General features: G+C 75.1%; 16 protein-coding genes and 1 riboswitch. Of the genes, 7 read left to right on the top strand and 9 right to left on the bottom strand.

All coding sequences use genetic code 11. The features are described 5' to 3' along the window. Positions 1 to 156: 156 nt before the first annotated feature. On the top strand, positions 157 to 714 hold the full coding sequence (gene frr, locus V1L54_RS20915; protein WP_330119648.1) for a ribosome recycling factor: 558 nt from the start codon (positions 157 to 159) through the stop codon (positions 712 to 714). Between the two features lie 14 nt (positions 715 to 728). Next, positions 729 to 1,871 (top strand): phosphatidate cytidylyltransferase, encoded by a 1,143-nt coding sequence (locus V1L54_RS20910; protein ID WP_443076723.1) that lies wholly within the window; start codon positions 729 to 731, stop codon positions 1,869 to 1,871. A 149-nt stretch (positions 1,872 to 2,020) separates the two neighbouring features. Here the strand turns inward: V1L54_RS20910 and V1L54_RS20905 are convergent, their stop codons facing one another. Both V1L54_RS20905 and V1L54_RS20900 read right to left on the bottom strand, forming a co-directional pair. Beyond that, the gene (locus V1L54_RS20905) at positions 2,021 to 3,391 is read right to left on the bottom strand and encodes an FG-GAP and VCBS repeat-containing protein (protein WP_330119600.1); all 1,371 of its coding nucleotides are present in this window, start codon (positions 3,389 to 3,391) and stop codon (positions 2,021 to 2,023) included. After that, on the bottom strand, positions 3,388 to 3,876 hold the full coding sequence (locus tag V1L54_RS20900; RefSeq protein ID WP_330119599.1) for a trypsin-like serine protease: 489 nt from the start codon (positions 3,874 to 3,876) through the stop codon (positions 3,388 to 3,390). Before V1L54_RS20900 ends, V1L54_RS20905 begins: the two co-directional genes overlap by 4 nt. Before the next feature lie 29 nt (positions 3,877 to 3,905). Between V1L54_RS20900 and rlmN the strand changes: the two genes are divergently transcribed. The 4 genes from rlmN (at position 3,906) to V1L54_RS20880 (ending at position 9,092) form a co-directional block, all read left to right on the top strand. Continuing rightward, a complete protein-coding gene (gene rlmN, locus V1L54_RS20895; RefSeq protein WP_330119598.1) occupies positions 3,906 to 5,012 on the top strand; it encodes a dual-specificity RNA methyltransferase RlmN in 1,107 nt (368 codons plus the stop codon). A 99-nt stretch (positions 5,013 to 5,111) separates the two neighbouring features. Continuing rightward, positions 5,112 to 5,245, top strand: a riboswitch (TPP riboswitch). Beyond that, on the top strand, positions 5,240 to 6,322 hold the full coding sequence (locus V1L54_RS20890) for a thiamine ABC transporter substrate-binding protein (protein ID WP_330119597.1): 1,083 nt from the start codon (positions 5,240 to 5,242) through the stop codon (positions 6,320 to 6,322). Its footprint overlaps the riboswitch before it by 6 nt. After that, the gene (locus V1L54_RS20885; protein ID WP_443076722.1) at positions 6,298 to 8,037 is read left to right on the top strand and encodes an ABC transporter permease; all 1,740 of its coding nucleotides are present in this window, start codon (positions 6,298 to 6,300) and stop codon (positions 8,035 to 8,037) included. Before V1L54_RS20890 ends, V1L54_RS20885 begins: the two co-directional genes overlap by 25 nt. Positions 8,038 to 8,039: 2 nt before the next feature. Then, the gene (locus tag V1L54_RS20880) at positions 8,040 to 9,092 is read left to right on the top strand and encodes an ABC transporter ATP-binding protein (RefSeq protein WP_330119596.1); all 1,053 of its coding nucleotides are present in this window, start codon (positions 8,040 to 8,042) and stop codon (positions 9,090 to 9,092) included. A 14-nt stretch (positions 9,093 to 9,106) separates the two neighbouring features. Here V1L54_RS20880 and V1L54_RS20875 read toward each other — a convergent pair whose 3' ends face one another. The 3 genes from V1L54_RS20875 to V1L54_RS20865 form a co-directional block, all read right to left on the bottom strand. Further along, positions 9,107 to 10,240, bottom strand: a complete 1,134-nt coding sequence (locus V1L54_RS20875) for a hypothetical protein (protein WP_330119595.1) — start codon at positions 10,238 to 10,240, stop codon at positions 9,107 to 9,109. Continuing rightward, positions 10,222 to 10,998: an ABC transporter ATP-binding protein gene (locus V1L54_RS20870; protein ID WP_330119645.1), complete on the bottom strand. Its 777-nt coding sequence runs from the start codon at positions 10,996 to 10,998 to the stop codon at positions 10,222 to 10,224. Before V1L54_RS20870 ends, V1L54_RS20875 begins: the two co-directional genes overlap by 19 nt. 150 nt (positions 10,999 to 11,148) lie before the next feature. Next, positions 11,149 to 11,592 carry a hypothetical protein gene (locus tag V1L54_RS20865; protein ID WP_330119644.1) on the bottom strand — a complete coding sequence of 148 codons (444 nt, stop codon included), beginning with the start codon at positions 11,590 to 11,592 and terminating at the stop codon, positions 11,149 to 11,151. Positions 11,593 to 11,864: 272 nt separating this feature from the next. Here V1L54_RS20865 and V1L54_RS20860 point away from each other — a divergent pair, with 272 nt between their 5' ends. Further along, positions 11,865 to 13,313, top strand: coding sequence for a gamma-aminobutyraldehyde dehydrogenase (locus V1L54_RS20860; RefSeq protein ID WP_330119594.1), 1,449 nt, complete (start codon positions 11,865 to 11,867; stop codon positions 13,311 to 13,313). A gap of 46 nt (positions 13,314 to 13,359) precedes the next feature. On the opposite strand, the gene V1L54_RS20855 is transcribed toward V1L54_RS20860, so the two are convergent. The 4 genes from V1L54_RS20855 to gabT all read right to left on the bottom strand — a co-directional run bounded on the left by V1L54_RS20855 (position 13,360) and on the right by gabT (position 17,549). Next, positions 13,360 to 14,064 (bottom strand): glycerophosphodiester phosphodiesterase, encoded by a 705-nt coding sequence (locus tag V1L54_RS20855; RefSeq protein ID WP_330119593.1) that lies wholly within the window; start codon positions 14,062 to 14,064, stop codon positions 13,360 to 13,362. Further along, entirely contained in the window at positions 14,052 to 15,125 is a 1,074-nt protein-coding gene (locus V1L54_RS20850) for an adenosine deaminase (RefSeq protein ID WP_330119592.1), read from the bottom strand. Before V1L54_RS20850 ends, V1L54_RS20855 begins: the two co-directional genes overlap by 13 nt. A 63-nt stretch (positions 15,126 to 15,188) precedes the next feature. Then, complete coding sequence (locus V1L54_RS20845; protein WP_330119591.1) at positions 15,189 to 15,947, bottom strand: phosphatase PAP2 family protein; 759 nt, start codon at positions 15,945 to 15,947, stop codon at positions 15,189 to 15,191. 249 nt (positions 15,948 to 16,196) lie between these two features. Further along, positions 16,197 to 17,549 (bottom strand): 4-aminobutyrate--2-oxoglutarate transaminase, encoded by a 1,353-nt coding sequence (gene gabT / locus V1L54_RS20840; RefSeq protein WP_330119590.1) that lies wholly within the window; start codon positions 17,547 to 17,549, stop codon positions 16,197 to 16,199. Between the last annotated feature and the right edge of the window lie 27 nt (positions 17,550 to 17,576).

The following is a 17,576-nucleotide window of genomic DNA, read 5'->3' as shown; positions in this document are numbered from 1 at the left end:
ACACGGTGTCCGGGTACGCGCGCCCCGGCGCGGACGCCGTACGGCAACACCGTGCCGCACGAAGGGCACGGCACGGGGATGGACAACGGCCTGCCGGTCGGACACCGTGCAGGAACCAGGGCTTTCCGGCTCAATTCATCTAACCAGGAGCACGTGGTGATCGAAGAGACCCTCCTCGAAGCCGAGGAGAAGATGGAGAAGGCGGTCGTCGTCGCCAAGGAGGACTTCGCCGCGATCCGCACCGGCCGTGCGCACCCGGCGATGTTCAACAAGATCGTGGCCGACTACTACGGCGCGATGACCCCGATCAACCAGCTCGCGTCGTTCTCGGTGCCCGAGCCGCGCATGGCCGTGGTCACCCCCTTCGACAAGAGCGCGCTGCGCAACATCGAGCAGGCCATCCGCGACTCCGACCTCGGCGTCAACCCCTCCAACGACGGCAACATCATCCGGGTGGTCTTCCCGGAGCTGACCGAGGAGCGCCGCAGGGAGTACATCAAGGTCGCCAAGAGCAAGGCCGAGGACGCCAAGATCTCCATCCGCAGCGTCCGCCGCAAGGCCAAGGAGGCCATCGACAAGGCCATCAAGGACGGCGACATCGGCGAGGACGAGGGACGCCGCGCCGAGAAGGAGCTCGACGACACCACCGCCAAGTACGTGGCGCAGGTGGACGAACTGCTCAAGCACAAGGAAGCCGAGCTGCTCGAGGTCTAGAGGCTGCGATTCCCGTGAACGACTCATCCTGGGGAACGCCGCCGCCGGGCGTCGGACACCCCGGCCATACCGGCCACACCGGCCACTGGGACCCTCCCGTGCAGGGCTTCCCCTCCCCGCTCCGTGCGGAGGTGCCCCCGGCCCCGGCGGGTTACGTGTACGAGGGCGGCGCCGCGTCGCAGACTCGGCACATGCCCAACGTGCCCGACAGCTCCGGCGGTGACCAGGACGACCGCGACGGCCGGGCGGACCGGCGCCCGTCCGGCGGTCCCTTGCCCCCCGGCGCCGAACCGCCCGGAGCACCGGCCGTCCCCGGCCGGCGGGGCCGCGCGGCGGGCCGGAAGCGGGCGGGCCGCGACCTGCGCGCCGCGATAGGGGTCGGCCTGGCCCTGGGCGCCACCGTCGTCCTCTCCCTGTTCGTCTACAAGCCCGTCTTCGTCGGCGTGGTCGTGGTCGCGGTCGTGGTCGGGCTCTGGGAGCTGACCTCCCGGCTCGCCGAGCGCAAGCAGATCCGGGTGCCCCTGGTGCCGCTGGCCGTCGGCGGCGCGGCCATGGTCGTCGCCGGGTACGTCCGCGGCGCCGAGGGCGCCTGGGTGGCGATGTCCCTCACCGCGCTGGCCGTACTGGTGTGGCGGATGACGGACGACCCCCGGGAGTACCTGCGGGACGCCACGGCGGGCGTCTTCGCCGCCTTCTACGTCCCCTTCCTGGCCACCTTCGTGACCATGATGCTCGCGGCCGACGACGGCCCGTGGCGGGTGCTGGTCTTCCTGCTGCTCACCGTCGTCAGCGACACCGGGGCGTACGCCGTCGGCTGGCGCTTCGGGCGGCGCAAGCTCGCCCCGCGCATCAGCCCCGGCAAGACCCGTGAGGGACTGCTGGGGGCGGTCGTCTTCGCCATGGCCGCCGGCGCGCTGTCCGTGCACTTCCTCATCGACGGCGGTGCCTGGTGGCAGGGCCTGCTGCTGGGACTGGCCGTGGCCGTCAGCGCCACCCTGGGCGACCTCGGCGAGTCCGTGATCAAGCGCGATCTGGGCATCAAGGACATGGGCAGCCTGCTGCCCGGCCACGGCGGCATCATGGACCGCCTCGACTCCCTGCTGCCGACCGCCCCCGTGGTCTGGCTGCTGCTGGCCGTCTTCACCGGCACGGGCTGACCGGCCCGCCCGGGGCACGCAGGACGGCCACGCCCGCGGCCGGGAAGGCCGTGCCCTCGCCGTTCGCGGGGAACCCGCCGACGGGCCCCGCACGCGGGAAGGGAAGAGGGCCGCCCGCGGACGGGCGGCCCTCCCAGGACGTGCGGAGGCTACCGGATGACGAATCCGAAGGCCGATCCGGCGGCCGGCAGACCACCGGAACCGGGTTCGAACGTGGTGACGGGCCGGTTTTCCTGCCCGGCGGTGACGTTCGCCCACGGCAGGACGTGGACCTGGCCGAAGGGGGAGGGCCCGTCCGGACGGCCGGGGTACAGCCCCTGGGGAGCGGCGGTCAGCGACCGTCCGAAGCGTTCACCCGCGGCCGGAGCGCCGGGAAGCCCGACGTTCCCGGGAGCCACCCACGCGTCGGAGTCGCCGGGAGCGCCGAGGAGGGAGAAGGTCTGCACCGCGCCGGCCCCGGAGACGGACTCCCATGCCTCGCCGGGCACCCCGACCGCCAGACGCATCGTGGCCGGACCGCTCACGGCGGCCGGATCGGTGTTGACCGTGCTGAGGGCGGCGCCGAAGTTGTCGCCCGTCTCGGCGCCTCCGGAGACGCCCGCAGCCTCCTGGCTGATGTCCGCCACCAGACGGGGGCGGCCGTCCGGGCCGATGTCGTTCACGTCGAGGAGGTAGACGGCCCCGGCGTCGGCGGCGTTCGCCCCGGAGCTGTTCCCGACGTCCTCATACGGCAGGCCGACGGCGATGTGGTTGGAGTCCCCGTCCGCGGAGAAGCCGACTCTGTCGCCCGCCTCGCGTGCGCCGGGCATCCCGGAGCCCTGGTTGAGGCCGACGTTCCCGCCCCGGCGGACGAACACGCTCGACCCGGCGTCCTTCACCGACCCCAGGTCCTCGCCGGGCAGGGTGATGTACAGGTACGGTTCGCCCGCGCGGTTGGTGCCCGCGGCCAGTGCGAAGCCCATCAGGTCGCCGGCCTCGGAGGCCGACCCCCCTATGACGCCGTCCCCCGTGCCCTGCTCGAAGTGCGCGAACGGTGCCTCGCCTTGTTTGGCGACACCCTCGCGGGAGCCGAACAGGACCGTGACCATGCCCGCGTCCTTCTCCCCGGCCAGGTCCTCGTACGGGATGCCGACGACGAGGTCGGTGTATCCGTCGAGGTTGTAGTCGACCGTGGCCAGCGACTCGCCGAAGCGGTCACCGGGCTCGGCGCCGCCGGGCACCGTGGCCATGTCCTGGTCGACCTGCTGGGTCCCCCCGCCCCGGCCGTAGACGACGCGCACGAGACCGGCCTCGGCGTTGCCGCCCACGGTGGCCCTGGGGTCGGCGACGGCGGTGTCCTGGGCGCCGTCGCCGTTGAAGTCGACGACGGGCGGGGCGCTGACGGTCTCGTTCACCCAGGCGGCAAGAGTGTCGGCGCGGGTGGCGACCGCCGCGTGGGAGGTCTGCTCCTCGTCCGTGCCGAAGCAGCCCGCGGCATGGGAGCGGGAGGCGATGCCGACCAGGCGGACCTGGTCGTTCACACCGGTGGTGACGGGGCCCCGGCGTCGCCGGGGCACACCGACGCGCCGTCGCTCCCGGCCATGGGCAGCTCCCCGGCGGTGGGAGCACCGGCGGTGAACGAACCGGTGTGCGGGCTGACGGGTGCCCAGTCGGTGGCGGTACGGCCGTAGCCGGTGACGGTGAGGGTGTCGCCCTCGGCGGGGGCCGCGGCGGCGAGGGCGATCGGTGCGGAGCCGGTCACCGGGCGGTCCAGGCGGACCAGGGCCGCGTCCTGCCCGTCGCCGGCGGCGTGCACCGCGACGACGCGCCGCTGCTCCCCGTCGACGGTCGCGGTGGTGGCCTGTTCGGGAACGCCCGGCGGGACGGCAAGTTCGGTCTCGGGGCGCTCGGCGAAGCAGGCGGCGGTCAGCAGCCAGGACGGGGCGACGAGGGCACCGGTGCAGCCCCTCTGGTGGTCACCGATGGTGATCTTGGCGGTGAAGGGGCGGGTGTCGTCACCGGCCACCGCCGCCGGTCTGCGACACTGGACGGGTTATGCCTGCACCCGGAGAACTCACCTTTGTCGCGCCGCGCGGAGCCGCGAAGCCGCCCCGGCACCTCGCCGACCTCGACCCCGCCGAGCGGCGGGAGGCGGTCGCCGCGATCGGCGAGAAGCCGTTCCGCGCCCAGCAGCTTTCCCGGCACTACTTCGCCCGGTACGCCGCCGAACCGGCCGCCTGGACCGACATCCCGGCCGCCGCGCGCGGCAGGCTCGCGGACGCGCTGCTGCCCGAGCTGATGACCGTGGTGCGGCACGTCACCTGCGACGACGGCGCCACCCGCAAGACCCTGTGGCGGCTGCACGACGGGACGCTGGTGGAGTCCGTGCTGATGCGCTACCCGGACCGGGTCACCATGTGCGTCAGTTCGCAGGCCGGCTGCGGCATGAACTGCCCCTTCTGCGCGACCGGGCAGGCCGGACTGGACCGCAACCTGTCCACCGCCGAGATCGTCCACCAGATCGTCGAGGGCATGCGCGCCCTGCGCGACGGTGAGGTGCCCGGGGGCCCGGCCAGGCTGTCGAACATCGTGTTCATGGGCATGGGCGAGCCACTGGCCAACTACAACCGGGTCATCGGCGCCGTCCGCCGCCTCACCGACCCCGAGCCCGACGGGCTGGGCCTGTCCCAGCGCGGCATCACCGTCTCCACCGTGGGCCTGGTGCCGGCGATGCGCCGCCTCGCCGACGAGGGCCTCAAGTGCCGGCTGGCGGTCTCCCTGCACGCCCCCGACGACGAGCTGCGCGACACCCTGGTGCCGGTCAACACCCGGTGGAAGGTCCGCGAGGTCCTCGACGCCGCCTGGGAGTACACCGAGCGGTCCGGGCGCCGGGTCTCGATCGAGTACGCCATGATCCGCGACATCAACGACCAGGCGTGGCGCGGCGACCTGCTGGGACGGCTGCTGGCCGGAAAGCGGGCGCACGTCAACCTCATCCCCCTCAACCCCACCCCCGGCTCCAAGTGGACCGCCTCCCGGCCCGAGGACGAGCGCGCCTTCGTCGCCGCCCTGGAGGCCCACGGCGTGCCGGTCACCGTCCGCGACACCCGGGGGCAGGAGATCGACGGAGCCTGCGGGCAGCTCGCCGCCACCGAGCGCTGACACCGGCCGCCGGCGGCCCGGGCGGCGCTGGTACCGTGGCGACGGCCGCGGCTTCCGCACACGGTGCCGGAGCGGTCGAACAGCGGACAACGGAACAGCACGTACCGACAGGGGAGCGCGCACAGCGCTGAGAGTGCGGTGCCGCCGCCCGGGCGAGGAGCCCGGCCGGTGGGCCGCAGACCCTCGAACCTGATCCGGTTAGTACCGGCGTAGGGAGTCAGCACAGCATGGTCACCACATTCCGGCGTGCCCTCGGCGCGGCCGTCCTCGGCACGCTCACCGCAGCCCTGGCCGCCTGCGGCGGTTCCGGCGGCGGGGACGGGGACGGGACGAAGGACACCACCGTCACCCTGGTCAGCCACGACTCCTTCGCGGCCTCCGACGAGGTGCTCGAGGAGTTCACCGAGCGGACCGGCCACAAGGTGGAGGTGCTGCGCGGCGGCGACGCCGGGTCGGCCCTCAACCAGGCCGTCCTGTCCAAGGACAACCCGCAGGGCGACGTCTTCTTCGGCGTCGACAACACCCTGCTCTCCCGCGCCCTGGACAACGACCTGTTCACGCCCTACGAGGCACAGGGGCTGGAGAGGATACCCGCCGAGTACCGGCTGGACGGCGAGAAGCACCGCGTCACCCCCGTCGACACCGGCGACGTCTGCGTCAACTACGACCGCGCCTGGTTCGCCGAGCGGGACATCGAGCCGCCGGAGACCCTGGACGATCTGGCCGAGCCCCGCTACAAGGGCCTGCTGGTCACCGAGAACGCCGCCTCCTCCTCACCCGGTCTGGGCTTCCTGCTGGCCACCGTCGCCGAGTACGGCGACGAGTGGGACGAGTACTGGAAGAAGCTCGACGCCAACGGGGTCGAGGTCGTCGACGGCTGGGAGCAGGCCTACTACGACCGCTTCTCCGGCTCCGCCGGCGGCGAGGGCGGCGGCGACCGGCCGCTGGTCGTCTCCTACGCCTCCAGCCCGCCCGCCGAGGTCCTCGACGCCGATCCCGCGCCCGAGCGGGCCCCCACCGGGGTGGCGGCCGGCACCTGCTTCCGGCAGATCGAGTTCGCCGGGCTGCTCAAGGGCGCGGACAACCCCGAGGGCGGCAGGGCGCTGCTGGACTTCCTGGTGAGCGAGACCTTCCAGGAGGACATGCCGCTGCAGATGTTCGTCAACCCCGTCCGTGAGGGCACCGAACTGCCCGAGGTGTTCACGAAGTACGGCGAGCGGATCGAGGAGCCGTACACCATGGCCCCCGAGCGGATCGCCGAGAACCGCGAGGCGTGGATCGACACGTGGACCTCGCTCGTCGTGAGGTGACCCGCCGCGAGGCCGGGGAGGCAAGGGGGGCGAGGAAGACGGGAAGGGGAAGCGGCGCCCGCCGGGCGGCGGCGCTGCGGCTCGCCCTGACGGTCCCGCCCGCCGTCTTCCTCGCGCTGTTCTTCGCCTACCCGGTCGCCGCCATCACCGCCCGCGGCCTGTACGAGGGCGGGCGGTGGCACCCGGAGCGGTTCGCCGAGGTGCTCACCGACCCCGGCGTCCTGGGCGTGCTGTGGTTCACCCTGTGGCAGGCGGCGGCCTCCACCGTCCTGACCCTGCTGCTGGCGCTGCCCGGCGCCTACGTCCTGGCCCGGTACGACTTCCCCGGCCGGCGGCTGCTGCGCGCGGCGGTCACCGTGCCGTTCGTGCTGCCCACCGTCGTCGTCGGCTCCGCGTTCCTGGGACTGCTGGGCCGCGGCGGACTGCTGGCCCAGTGGGGCGTGCCGCCGGTCACCGGCCCCACCGCGATCCTGCTCGCCCACGTCTTCTTCAACTACGCCGTGGTGGTCCGGATCGTCGGCGGGCTGTGGGCGCAGCTCGACCCCCGCCAGGAGGAGGCCGCCCGGGTGCTGGGCGCGGGCCGCCTCGCGGCCTGGCGCACCGTGACGCTCCCGGCGCTCGCCCCGGCCGTGGCCGCCGCCGCGCTGATGGTCTTCCTGTTCACCTTCACCTCCTTCGGGGTCGTCCAGATCCTCGGCGGCCCCCGCTACGCCACCCTGGAGGTGGAGATCTACCGGCAGACCGCCCAGCTGCTGGACCTGCCCACCGCCGCCGTGCTGACCCTGCTGCAGTTCGCCGCCGTCGCCGCCCTGCTGGCCGTCCACGCCCGCACCGTACGCCGCCACCGGGGCACCTCGGGGCTGGTCGACGCCGCCGGCACCGCCCGCCGTCCGCGCGGGCCGCGCCAGTGGACGCTGCTCGCCGCCGTGGTGACCCAGGTCGCCGTACTGCTCCTCACCCCGCTCGCCGTGCTCGTCGAGCGCTCCCTGAGCGGGCCCGACGGCTATGGACTGGCCCACTACCGCGCCCTGGCCTCGGCCGACGCCTCCGGCGGCACCTTCACCGTCGCCCCCCTGGAGGCGGTCGGCAACTCCCTGTCCTACGCCGCCGTCGCCACCGCGATCGCCCTGGCCGTCGGCGTCCCGGCCGCCGTCGCGCTCACCCTGCGCGGACCGGGCGGGCGCGCCGGGCACCTGGTGCGCGGCCTGGACGCGCTGCTGATGCTGCCGCTGGGCACCTCGGCGGTCACCGTCGGCTTCGGCTTCCTGATCGCCCTGGACGAGCCCCCGCTGGACCTGCGCTCCTCGTGGATCCTGGTCCCGCTGGCCCAGGCGCTGGTCGGGGTGCCGTTCGTGGTGCGGGGCCTGCTTCCGGTGCTGCGGGCCGTGGACCACCGGCTGCGCGAGGCCGCGGCCGTGCTGGGCGCCTCGCCGGCCCGGGTGTGGCGGGAGGTCGACCTGCCGCTGGTACGGCGGTCGCTGCTGGTCGCGGCGGGCTTCGCGTTCGCCGTCTCCCTCGGGGAGTTCGGCGCCACCGTCTTCATCGCCCGCGCCGACGCCCCCACCCTGCCCGTCGCCGTCGCCCGGCTGCTGGGCCGGGCCGGTCCGGACAACTACGGCCAGGCGATGGCCCTCAGCACCATCCTGATGGTGGTGTGCGCGGCCGTCCTGCTGGCCCTGGAGGGCATCCGCACCGAACGACACGGGGAGCTGTAGGGATGGCCGCGCTGCGCCTGGAGTCGGTCACCGTCCGGTTCGGCGGCCGCACCGCCCTGGACGCCGTCGACCTGGACGTCGCCGAGCACGAGATCGTCTGCGTGCTGGGCCCCTCCGGCAGCGGCAAGTCCACCCTGCTGCGGACCGTCGCCGGGCTGACGGAGCCGGACGCCGGACGGGTGCTGCTCGCCGGCCGCGACCAGCGGGGGGTGGCGCCGCACCGGCGCGGGGTGGGCCTGATGTTCCAGGACCACCAGCTCTTCCCCACCCGCGACGTCGGGGGCAACATCGCCTTCGGCCCGCGGATGCGCGGCGAGTCCCGCGCGCGGACCGAGGAGCGGGTCACCGGACTGCTGGACCTCGTCGGACTGCCCGGCGCCGCCCGACGCCGGGTGACCGAGCTCTCCGGCGGCGAGCAGCAGCGCGTCGCGCTCGCCCGCGCGCTCGCCCCCAGTCCCGGGCTGCTGATGCTGGACGAGCCGCTCGGCCAGCTCGACCGGTCCCTGCGCGAGCGGCTGGTGGTCGAGCTGCGGCAGCTCTTCCGCCGGCTGGGCACCACCGTGCTGGCGGTCACCCACGACCAGGGCGAGGCGTTCGCGCTGGCCGACCGGGTGGTGGTGATGGAGGAAGGACGCGTCGCCCAGACCGGCAGCCCGGTGGCGGTGTGGCGGCGTCCCGCCTCCGAGTCCGTCGCCCGCTTCCTGGGCTTCACCAACATCGCCGCCGCGACCGTGCGCGGCACGGCCGCCGACACCCCCTGGGGGACGGTGCCCGTGCCGCCCGGCACCCCGCCCGGCGCGCACACCCTGCTGATCCGGCCCGCCGGGGTGCGGCTGACCCCCGCCCCGGCCCGGGGCCTGCCCTGGACCGTGGTCGCCCGCACCCTGCGCGGCGGCGGTTCCTCGGAACTCGCGCTGCTGCTGCGGCCCGGCTCCGGACCGGACCTGGAGGCGTCCTGCCCGCTGCCCGCGGCGCCGGAGCCGGGTACGGCCGTCGGCGTCTCCTTCGATCCCGGCGAGGTGGTCGTCCTGGGGGCCGGTACGGGACCGGAGTGAGGTGCGCCGGGCACTCACCGGGTCAGTGGCAGCACGGCCAGTTCCGCGACCAGCCACACCAGCGGGCCCAGCACGGCCAGCAGCGCCGCCACCCGCAGCGCCGCCACGGCGCGCAGCTGTCCGGCGGAGACGCCCAGCCGGCGCAGACCGTCGGTGAGCGGGGCGCGGACGGCGCCGGCCTCCGCCGCCGAACCCAGTGCGCTGCCCACCGCGCACACCAGGACCACCGCGGTGCCCAGCGCCACCGCCGGCCCGCCGCCCGGCTCCCCGGCGCCGGGCGCGTACAGCCGCCCCGCCGCCAGCGCGACCGCCGTCACCGCGCACAGGACCCCCAGCGGCCGGCCCAGCTGCGGCGCCTGGGCCCGCAGCACCCGGCCGGCCAGCAGCCGCAGCGCGCCCGGCCGTCCCGTCGCCAGCAGCAGCCCGCACAGCTGCACCAGCCCGGGACCGGCCAGTGCCAGACCCAGGGCGACGACCAGCCAGCCGCCGAGCACACCCGGGGCCGGGCCGTCCGGTGAGCCGGGCAGCGGCACCCGGCCGCCGCCCGCGCCGCCGGTACGGTCGGCGGCGTAGGCCACCACGGTCAGCCCGACCGCGGTGACCGCCACCCCCCACGGCAGCTCCGCCGACAGGGGCGGCGGCCGGTGGGGGAACGCCGCCGGGCCGGTGCCCGGTGCGGTACGGCCGCGCCGCCGCAGCGACACCGCGCTCGCCCCGGTCGCGGCCAGTGGCGGCAGCGCCAGCAGGGTCAGCGCGGCGGCCAACGGCAGCCCGTCGGCCGTGCCGCCGCGCAACTGGAGGAAGACCGCCAGGGCCAGCACGCTGCCCGCCGTGCAGCACAGTGCCGTGCACACCGCGGCCAGCCGCGCCAGCCGCGCCGGGCCCACCCCGACCGCGTCGAGCCCAGCGCGGGGCCGCGCGCACGGGTCGATACGGGCCGCCGCGACGGCGAGCTGCGTCCCGGCGGCCAGCGGTGCCGCGCACCACAGCAGCCGGACCAGCGCCGCCCCCGGGTCCCCGGGACGCGCGGCGGCGTACTCCAGGGCACCCAGCAGCAGCAGCCCCACGGCCCCGGCGACCGCGGCCACCAGGGCCCGGCGCCCCAGGGCCGCCGGGCCGGCGGTGCGCACTAGACGGAGAGCGAGCACGCCGTCCTGCCCTCCGGTCCCGCGGCCCCGGACGCCGGGCCGCCGAACGCCCCGGCCGGTGCGCCGGCCGGCTCCCCGGCCGGCGCCCCGTCGTCCACCCGACGGCCGTCCACCAGCGCGATCCGGCGGTCCGCCACCCGGGCGGTCTGCTCGTCGCCGGCCAGCACGACGGCGATCCGGTGGGTGCGGGCCGCGGCGGTCAGGGCGCGCAGCACCTGCGCCCGGTCGGCCCGGTGCAGCGGCGCGGTCGGCTCGTCGGCGAAGACCACGGCCGGGGAGTGCGCCAGGGCCCGCGCGACGGCCACCCGCTGCCGCTGCGACTGCGGCAGCGCGCCCGGCAGGCTGCGGGCGCAGCCGCCGACGTCCAGCCGGTCCAGCCACTCGTACGCGGCGCGGCGGGCGGCGCGGCGCCCGCGGCCCGCCAGCAGCAGCGGCAGCGCCGCGTTCTCCCAGGCGGTCAGCTCCGGCAGGAGCCGCGGCTCGCCGCCGACCCAGCCGAAGCGGCGGCGGCGCAGCCGTTCGCGGGCGGCGGCGGGCAGGGTGTGCAGGGGGACGCCGTCGAACCACACCTCGCCGCGGCCGGGCACCAGCCGTCCCGACAGACAGTCCAGCAGAGTGGACTTGCCGCAGCCGCGTGCTCCGGTGACGGCCAGGACCTCGCCCTCGCGGACCCCGACGGAGACGTCCAGCAGCGCGGGCGACCCCTCGTGCTCGTAGTGCAGTCCGCGCGCCCAGAGGAGGTCCTCGGGTGCGTCCATCATGACGGGCACCTCCGCTCGCGTCCGGGATCGTGCCTTCCCCGACGGGGAACGAGCACCGGGGACATCGGTCACTGGCACGGTACGGACCCCGGTCGCGGCACGGGCGGCACCGAAGGCCGGTGCCGCGCGGTTTCCTCCGAATGGTCCTCAGCGCCGGTCCGGGAACCCCCGGCCCGCGGGCGCGCCGGCTACCCCCGGGACGCCGCGGCGAAGCGCACGAAACCGGCGGCCCGGGGGGGCGAGGGTGAGCGGGCACTGCTCGCCGAGTGCCGCGCGCACGCCCGCCACCACCCCGGCGTCCGGCTCGCCGAAGACCTCGAAGCGCTCCACCCGGCAGTGCTCCATCACCTCCCGGATGTACGGGTCCGCGAGTCTCCAGTGCGTGCGGACCGCGTCGGAGTCCCGGTAGAGCTGGAAGCTGTGCGCGAGCATCCGCTCCTCGTCCACGAAGGTCTCCACCATCAGCTGCGGTCCGTGCCGCCGCGCGAACTCCACGGCCCGGACGACAGCGGCGCGGAAGTCCTTCGAGTGGCCGTCGGCGATGCGCATGGTGTTGCGGAAGAGGAGGGTCGTGTCGTCCTGTGTGGTCATGGTCACGGCCCGAGCCCGACACCTCGACCGCGCTTGAGGTCAAGCGCCCCGTCCGGGCCGGGTGCGACGGCGGGCCGTGGGCGCGGCCGGGCCCGCGCCATGCCGCGGCGCGGGAGTTCCCGCGAGGATTCCCGCCGAGAAGCGCGCCGGGTTTTACGCCGTTCGGGTGCACGGACAGGAAGAAATACCGGGCAGGCGGGTGTGTCCAACAGGTTCTCCGGTGGTTAGGGTGGGTGTCTCATCCATCGGACAACAGAGCAGGAGGGTGCGAAGTGGCCACCGAACTGCGCCGGCTCCGCAACCACATCGGCGGGGAGTACCGGGACGCCGCCGACGGACGTACCACCGAGGTCGTCAACCCGGCGACCGGTGAGGCGTACGCGACCGCCCCGCTGTCGGCCGCCGCCGACGTCGACGCGGCCATGGCCGCCGCCGAGTCCGCCTTCCCCGTCTGGCGCGACGCCACCCCCGGCACCCGGCAGACCCTCCTGCTGAAGGTGGCCGACGCGATGGAGCGGCGCGGCGGGGAACTGCTGGCGGCCGAGTGCGAGAACACCGGCAAGCCGCTGGAGCTGACCCGGCAGGAGGAACTGCCGGTGATGATCGACCAGGTGCGCTTCTTCGCGGGCGCCGCCCGGCTGCTGGAGGGCCGCTCCGCGGGCGAGTACATGGCGGGCATGACGTCCTTCGTGCGGCGCGAGCCGGTCGGCGTCTGCGCCCAGGTGACCCCCTGGAACTACCCGATGATGATGGCGGTGTGGAAGTTCGCCCCGGCCCTGGCCGCGGGCAACACCGTCGTCCTCAAGCCCTCGGACACCACTCCGGCCTCCACCGTGCTGCTGGCGGAGATCATCGGCGGGGTGCTGGCGGAGATGGACCTGCCCGCCGGGATCCTCAACGTCGTCTGCGGCGACCGCGACACCGGCCGGCTGCTGGTCGAGCACCCCGTCCCGGCCATGGCCTCCATCACCGGCTCGGTCCGCGCGGGCACGGAGGTCGCCGGCAGCGCCGCCAGGGACGTCAAACGGGTCCATCTGGAGCTGGGCGGCAAGGCCCCCTGCGTGGTCTTCGAGGACGCCGACATCGCCGCGGCGGTCGAGGGCATCCGCGACGGCGGCTTCTTCAACGCGGGCCAGGACTGCACCGCCGCCACCCGTGTGCTGGTGCACGAGTCGGTCCACGACGAGTTCGTCGCGGCCCTCACCAAGGCCGCCGCCGAGGTGCGGACCGGCGACCTCGGCGACGAGGACTGCTTCTACGGGCCGCTGAACAGCGCCGCCCACCTGGCGAAGGTCACCGGCTTCATCGAGCGACTGCCCGGCCACGCCAAGGTGGAGACCGGCGGCCACCGGGTCGGCGAGCGGGGCTGGTTCTTCGCCCCGACCGTCGTCTCCGGTCTGCGGCAGGACGACGAGATCGTGCAGAACGAGGTCTTCGGCCCGGTCATCACCGTCCAGCGGTTCGCGGCCGAGGAACAGGCCCTCGCCTGGGCCAACGGCGTCGAGTACGGTCTGGCGTCCTCGGTGTGGACGAAGGACCACGCCCGCGCCATGCGCATGTCCCGGGCGCTGGACTTCGGCTGCGTGTGGATCAACACCCACATCCCGCTGGTCGCCGAGATGCCGCACGGCGGCTTCAAGAAGTCCGGCTACGGCAAGGACCTCTCCGCCTACGGCCTGGAGGACTACACCCGCGTCAAGCACGTGATGACGGCGCTGTGACGCCGTGACCGCCGTGCGCCGCCCGGCCCCGTCCGCCGGGCGGCGCTCAGCGCCGCCGGTCCAGCACCGCGCGCAGGACGTCGACGCGGTTGGTGGTGACCGAGTCCACGCCCAGCGCGACCAGCCGCCGCATGGTGCGGCCGGTGTCCGGCGTCCAGCACGACACCCGCGCCCCGTCCCGGCGCGCCCGTGCCACCAGGGCCGGGCCCAGCAGTCCGAAGCGGTAGTTGAGCCAGGCCGGGCGCAGGGCCGCCAGCAGGGTGGGACGGACGGGGGCCGCCCGCTGCCAGGTCAGGGCGAGCTCCGCGCCGGGCTCCGCCGCCCGGACGGCGAGCAGCGCCGCCGGGCCGCCGCACCAGTACACGCGCTCCGGCGCGCCCGCCGCACGGACCTCGGCCACGGCGGCGGGGACGGCCGCCGGGTCCGGCAGGTCGACCAGCAGCCGGGTGCCCGGCGCGGTGGCCACCGCCGCCAGTGCCTCGCCCAGCGCGGGGACGCCCGCCGGGAGCTCGCGGTCGCGGACGGCGGCCAGCGGGCGGTCCACCCCCCACAGGCGCTCCAGCGTCGCGTCGTGGAGCAGCACCGGAGTGCCGTCGGCGGTGAGCCGGACGTCCACCTCCACCGCGTCCGCGCCCGCCGCGAGCGCCGCGCGGACGGAGGCGAGGGTGTTCTCCCGCTCCCGGTACGGATGGCCGCGGTGGGCGACCGCCGTGACGCCGTGCGGGGACGCGGGCCGGTTCAGGACGACCACGCGGCCAGGTGGGCGTCGATCCCGGCGAGCAGCTCCGCTCTGACCCGGTCGGGGGCGAAGGAGGCGGTCACGGCGTTGCGCGCCAGGTCCGCCACCCCGGCCGCGTCCAGGCCCAGCAGCCGGGCGGCGATCCCGTACTCGGCGCACAGGTCGGTGCCGAACATCGGCGGGTCGTCGCTGTTGATGGTGACCAGGACCCCCGCCTTGGCCATCTCCACGACCGGGTGCTCCTCCAGGGCGGCCACCGCGCGGGTGGCCAGATTGGAGGTCGGGCAGACCTCCAGCGGGATCCGGCGCTCCACCAGGTGCTCCAGCAGCCGCGCGTCGCGCGTGGCGCTGGTGCCGTGGCCGATGCGCTCGGCGCGCAGCGAGGTCAGGGCGTCCCAGATCGTCTCCGGGCCGGTGGTCTCGCCGGCGTGCGGGACGCTGTGCAGGCCCTCGGCGATCGCCCGGTCGAAGTACGGCTTGAACCGGGGACGCGGCACCCCGATCTCCGGGCCGCCCAGCCCGAAGGAGACCAGCCCCTCCGGGCGCAGCTCGCAGGCCATCCGGCAGGTCTCCTCGGCGGATTCCAGACCCGCCTCGCCGGGGATGTCGAAGCACCACCGCAGGGTGACGCCCAGCTCGGCGGAAGCGGCCCGGCGGGCGTCCTCGATGGCCTCCATGAAGGCCTCGGCGGGGATGCCGCGCCGCGTCGAGCTGTAGGGGGTGACGGTCAGCTCGGCGTAGCGGATGTTCTGCCGGGCCATGTCCCGGGCGATCTCGTACGTCAGCAGCCGGACGTCCCCGGCGTCGCGGATCAGGTCCACCACGGACAGGTAGACCTCGATGAAGTGCGCGAAGTCACGGAAGGTGAAGTACTCCGCGAGCGCGTCGGCGTCGGCCGGGACGGACGAGTCCGGGTGCCGGGCGGCCAGCTCGGCGACGATGCGCGGGGACGCGGAGCCGACGTGGTGGACGTGCAGTTCGGCCTTGGGAAGACCGGCGATGAAGGCGGACAGGTCGCCGGAGCCGGACCGGCCCCCGGAGACGGATCCGGAACCAGTTCCGGAAACAGACAAGATTCCTCCAGTCGGACGGATGCGCGGCCATCGTAGGCGTGCCGGGAGCGGCGCGCACCCGGGTCACCGGCGGGCCCGTCCCCGCCGCGGGTCCGGCGGCCCGGGCGCGCGGCGGGCGGCCCACCGGACGGCGGCCAGCAGCGGCACCCCCAGACACCAGCCGCCCAGCACGTCCAGCGGCCAGTGGTAGCCCCGCCACACCAGTCCCGCGCCGACCCCGGCGCACACCAGCGCGGCGGCCGCGGTCAGCGCGCGGCGCGCTGCCGCGCGGACGTACGGCAGCACCAGCAGCGCGGCGGCACCGTAGGCGACCAGGGCCGTGACCGCGTGACCGGACGGGAAGTACCCCGTGCCGCCGAGCGGTCCGGGCCGGTCGGTCAGTGCCTTCAGCGGCACCACCGCGGCCGGTACGGCGGCCATCGCCAGCACCGCCGCCGGCACCGCTGCCGGGCGCGGGCGGCGCCGGCGGCCGCGCAGCCACGCGTACCCCAGCGCCGCCGCCAGGACGGGCAGCGCCACCTCCGCGTTGCCCAGGTCGGCGAGGAACTCGGCGAGACCGGCCGGCGGGGCGTTCGCCCGCAGCGCCCGGGCCAGCCGCCCGTCCGCCGCCGCCGTCGGCCCGCCGACCGTCACCTGCCAGGAGAGGACGGCCAGGAGCAGCAGCGGCAGGAGCAGCGCGGCGGAGACGGCCCGGGCGGCGGCGGGACGGCGGACGTCCCGGAGGTGCCCGGGAAGCCGGGCGAACCGGGCGAGCCGGGGAAAGCGAGACGGCGACCCCGGAACAGGGGGGAGAGTTCCGGGGCCGCCGTGACGACCGGTCACCGCGCGCCCCGGGGGGTGTGGGGCGGGCGGCCGTCCGATCGGTGAGGAGTGTGCGCGAGGGCACCACCGGGCCGGATGAGGGGAATCACCGGCTCGGCACCGTCCGCGGTCGCCCGCGGGACGGGTACTGCGTTCTTCCGAGAAAGACCGTACGGCAGGCTCCGGGCGGCGGACAGCCGTGTCACCGCAAGGCCATGGCCCTCGCACACATTCTTCACGCCGCTCCCCACGCCCTCACCCGTCCTCCGCTCAGCCGAGCCCGGCGAAGGCCTCCGCCAGTACGTCCAGGCCCTCGTTCAGCAGATCCTCGCCGATGACCAGCGGCGGAAGGAAGCGGACCACGTTGCCGTAGGTGCCGGTGGTCAGCACCAGCACACCGGAGCGGTGGCAGTGGCGCGCGACGGCGGCGGTGGACTCGGGGTCGGGCTCCTTCGTGCCCGGCCGCACCAGCTCGACGGCGAGCATCGCCCCCCGGCCGCGGACCTCGCCGATGACGCCGAACTTCTCCCGCAGCGCGGTCAGCCGGCCCTTCATGACCTCCTCGATGCGGCGGGCCCGCGCGTTCAGGTCCAGCTCGCGCATCGTCTCGATGGCGCCCAGCGCGGCGGCGCACGCCACCGGGTTGCCGCCGTAGGTGCCGCCCAGCCCGCCGGAGTGCACGGCGTCCATGATCTCGGCCCGGCCGGTGACGGCCGCCAGCGGCAGACCGCCCGCGATGCCCTTGGCGGTGGTGATCAGGTCCGGGACGACGCCCTCGTCCTCGCAGGCGAACCACTGGCCGGTGCGGCAGAAGCCGGACTGGATCTCGTCCGCGACGAGGACGATGCCGTTGTCCCTCGCGAACCGCTCGACGCGCGGCAGGAAGCCCTTCGCCGGCTCGATGAACCCGCCCTCGCCCAGGATCGGCTCGATGACGACCGCGGCGACGTTGTCCGCGCCGACCTGCTTGGTGATCTGGTCGATCACCTGGGCCGCGGCCTCCTCGGCGCAGTTGTCCGGGCCGGTCGGCCAGCGGAAGGGGTAGGCCACCGGCACCCGGTAGACCTCCGGCGCGAACGGCCCGAAGCCGTGCTTGTACGGCATGTTCTTCGCGGTCAGCGCCATGGTGAGGTTGGTGCGGCCGTGGTACGCGTGGTCGAAGACGACCACGGCCTGCCGCCCGGTGTACGCGCGGGCGATCTTCACGGCGTTCTCGACCGCCTCGGCGCCCGAGTTGAGCAGCACCGACCGCTTCTCGTGGTCGCCGGGGGTCAGCCGCGCCAGCTCCTCGCAGACCTCCACGTACCCCTCGTACGGGGTCACCATCGCGCAGGTGTGGGTGAACCGCTCCAGCTGCTCCGCGGCGCGGCGCACCACGGCCTCGGCGCTGTTGCCGACCGTGGTCACGGCGATGCCGGAGCCGAGGTCGATGAAGGAGTTGCCGTCCACGTCCTGCAGCACCCCGCCCCCGGCGCGGGCCGCGAACACGGGCATGACGGTCCCCACCCCCTGCGCCACGGCCGCCTGCTTGCGGGCCATCAGCTCCCGGGACCTGGGCCCGGGGATCTCGGTGACGAGACGGCGTTCCTGGGGGAGGGCGGGGCCTCGGGACGGTCCGGTCATGTCGGGCTCCTCGGTGTGTCTCGGTGT

It is taken from the genome of Streptomyces rubellus (assembly GCF_036323805.1).
Classification (GTDB): domain Bacteria; phylum Actinomycetota; class Actinomycetes; order Streptomycetales; family Streptomycetaceae; genus Streptomyces.
Note: the sequence above shows the minus strand (reverse complement) of the source record. Positions and strands in the feature narration are given on the sequence as shown.

Excerpts from the sequence above, each read along its gene's own strand:
- rlmN (WP_330119598.1), top strand. The coding sequence starts at position 3,906 with ATGCCTGCACCCGGAGAACTCACCTTTGTCGCGCCGCGCGGAGCCGCG.
- V1L54_RS20870 (WP_330119645.1), bottom strand. The coding sequence starts at position 10,998 with ATGGACGCACCCGAGGACCTCCTCTGGGCGCGCGGACTGCACTACGAG.
- V1L54_RS20865 (WP_330119644.1), bottom strand. The coding sequence starts at position 11,592 with ATGACCACACAGGACGACACGACCCTCCTCTTCCGCAACACCATGCGC.
- gabT (WP_330119590.1), bottom strand. The coding sequence starts at position 17,549 with ATGACCGGACCGTCCCGAGGCCCCGCCCTCCCCCAGGAACGCCGTCTC.
- V1L54_RS20890 (WP_330119597.1), top strand. The coding sequence starts at position 5,240 with ATGGTCACCACATTCCGGCGTGCCCTCGGCGCGGCCGTCCTCGGCACG.
- V1L54_RS20880 (WP_330119596.1), top strand. The coding sequence starts at position 8,040 with ATGGCCGCGCTGCGCCTGGAGTCGGTCACCGTCCGGTTCGGCGGCCGC.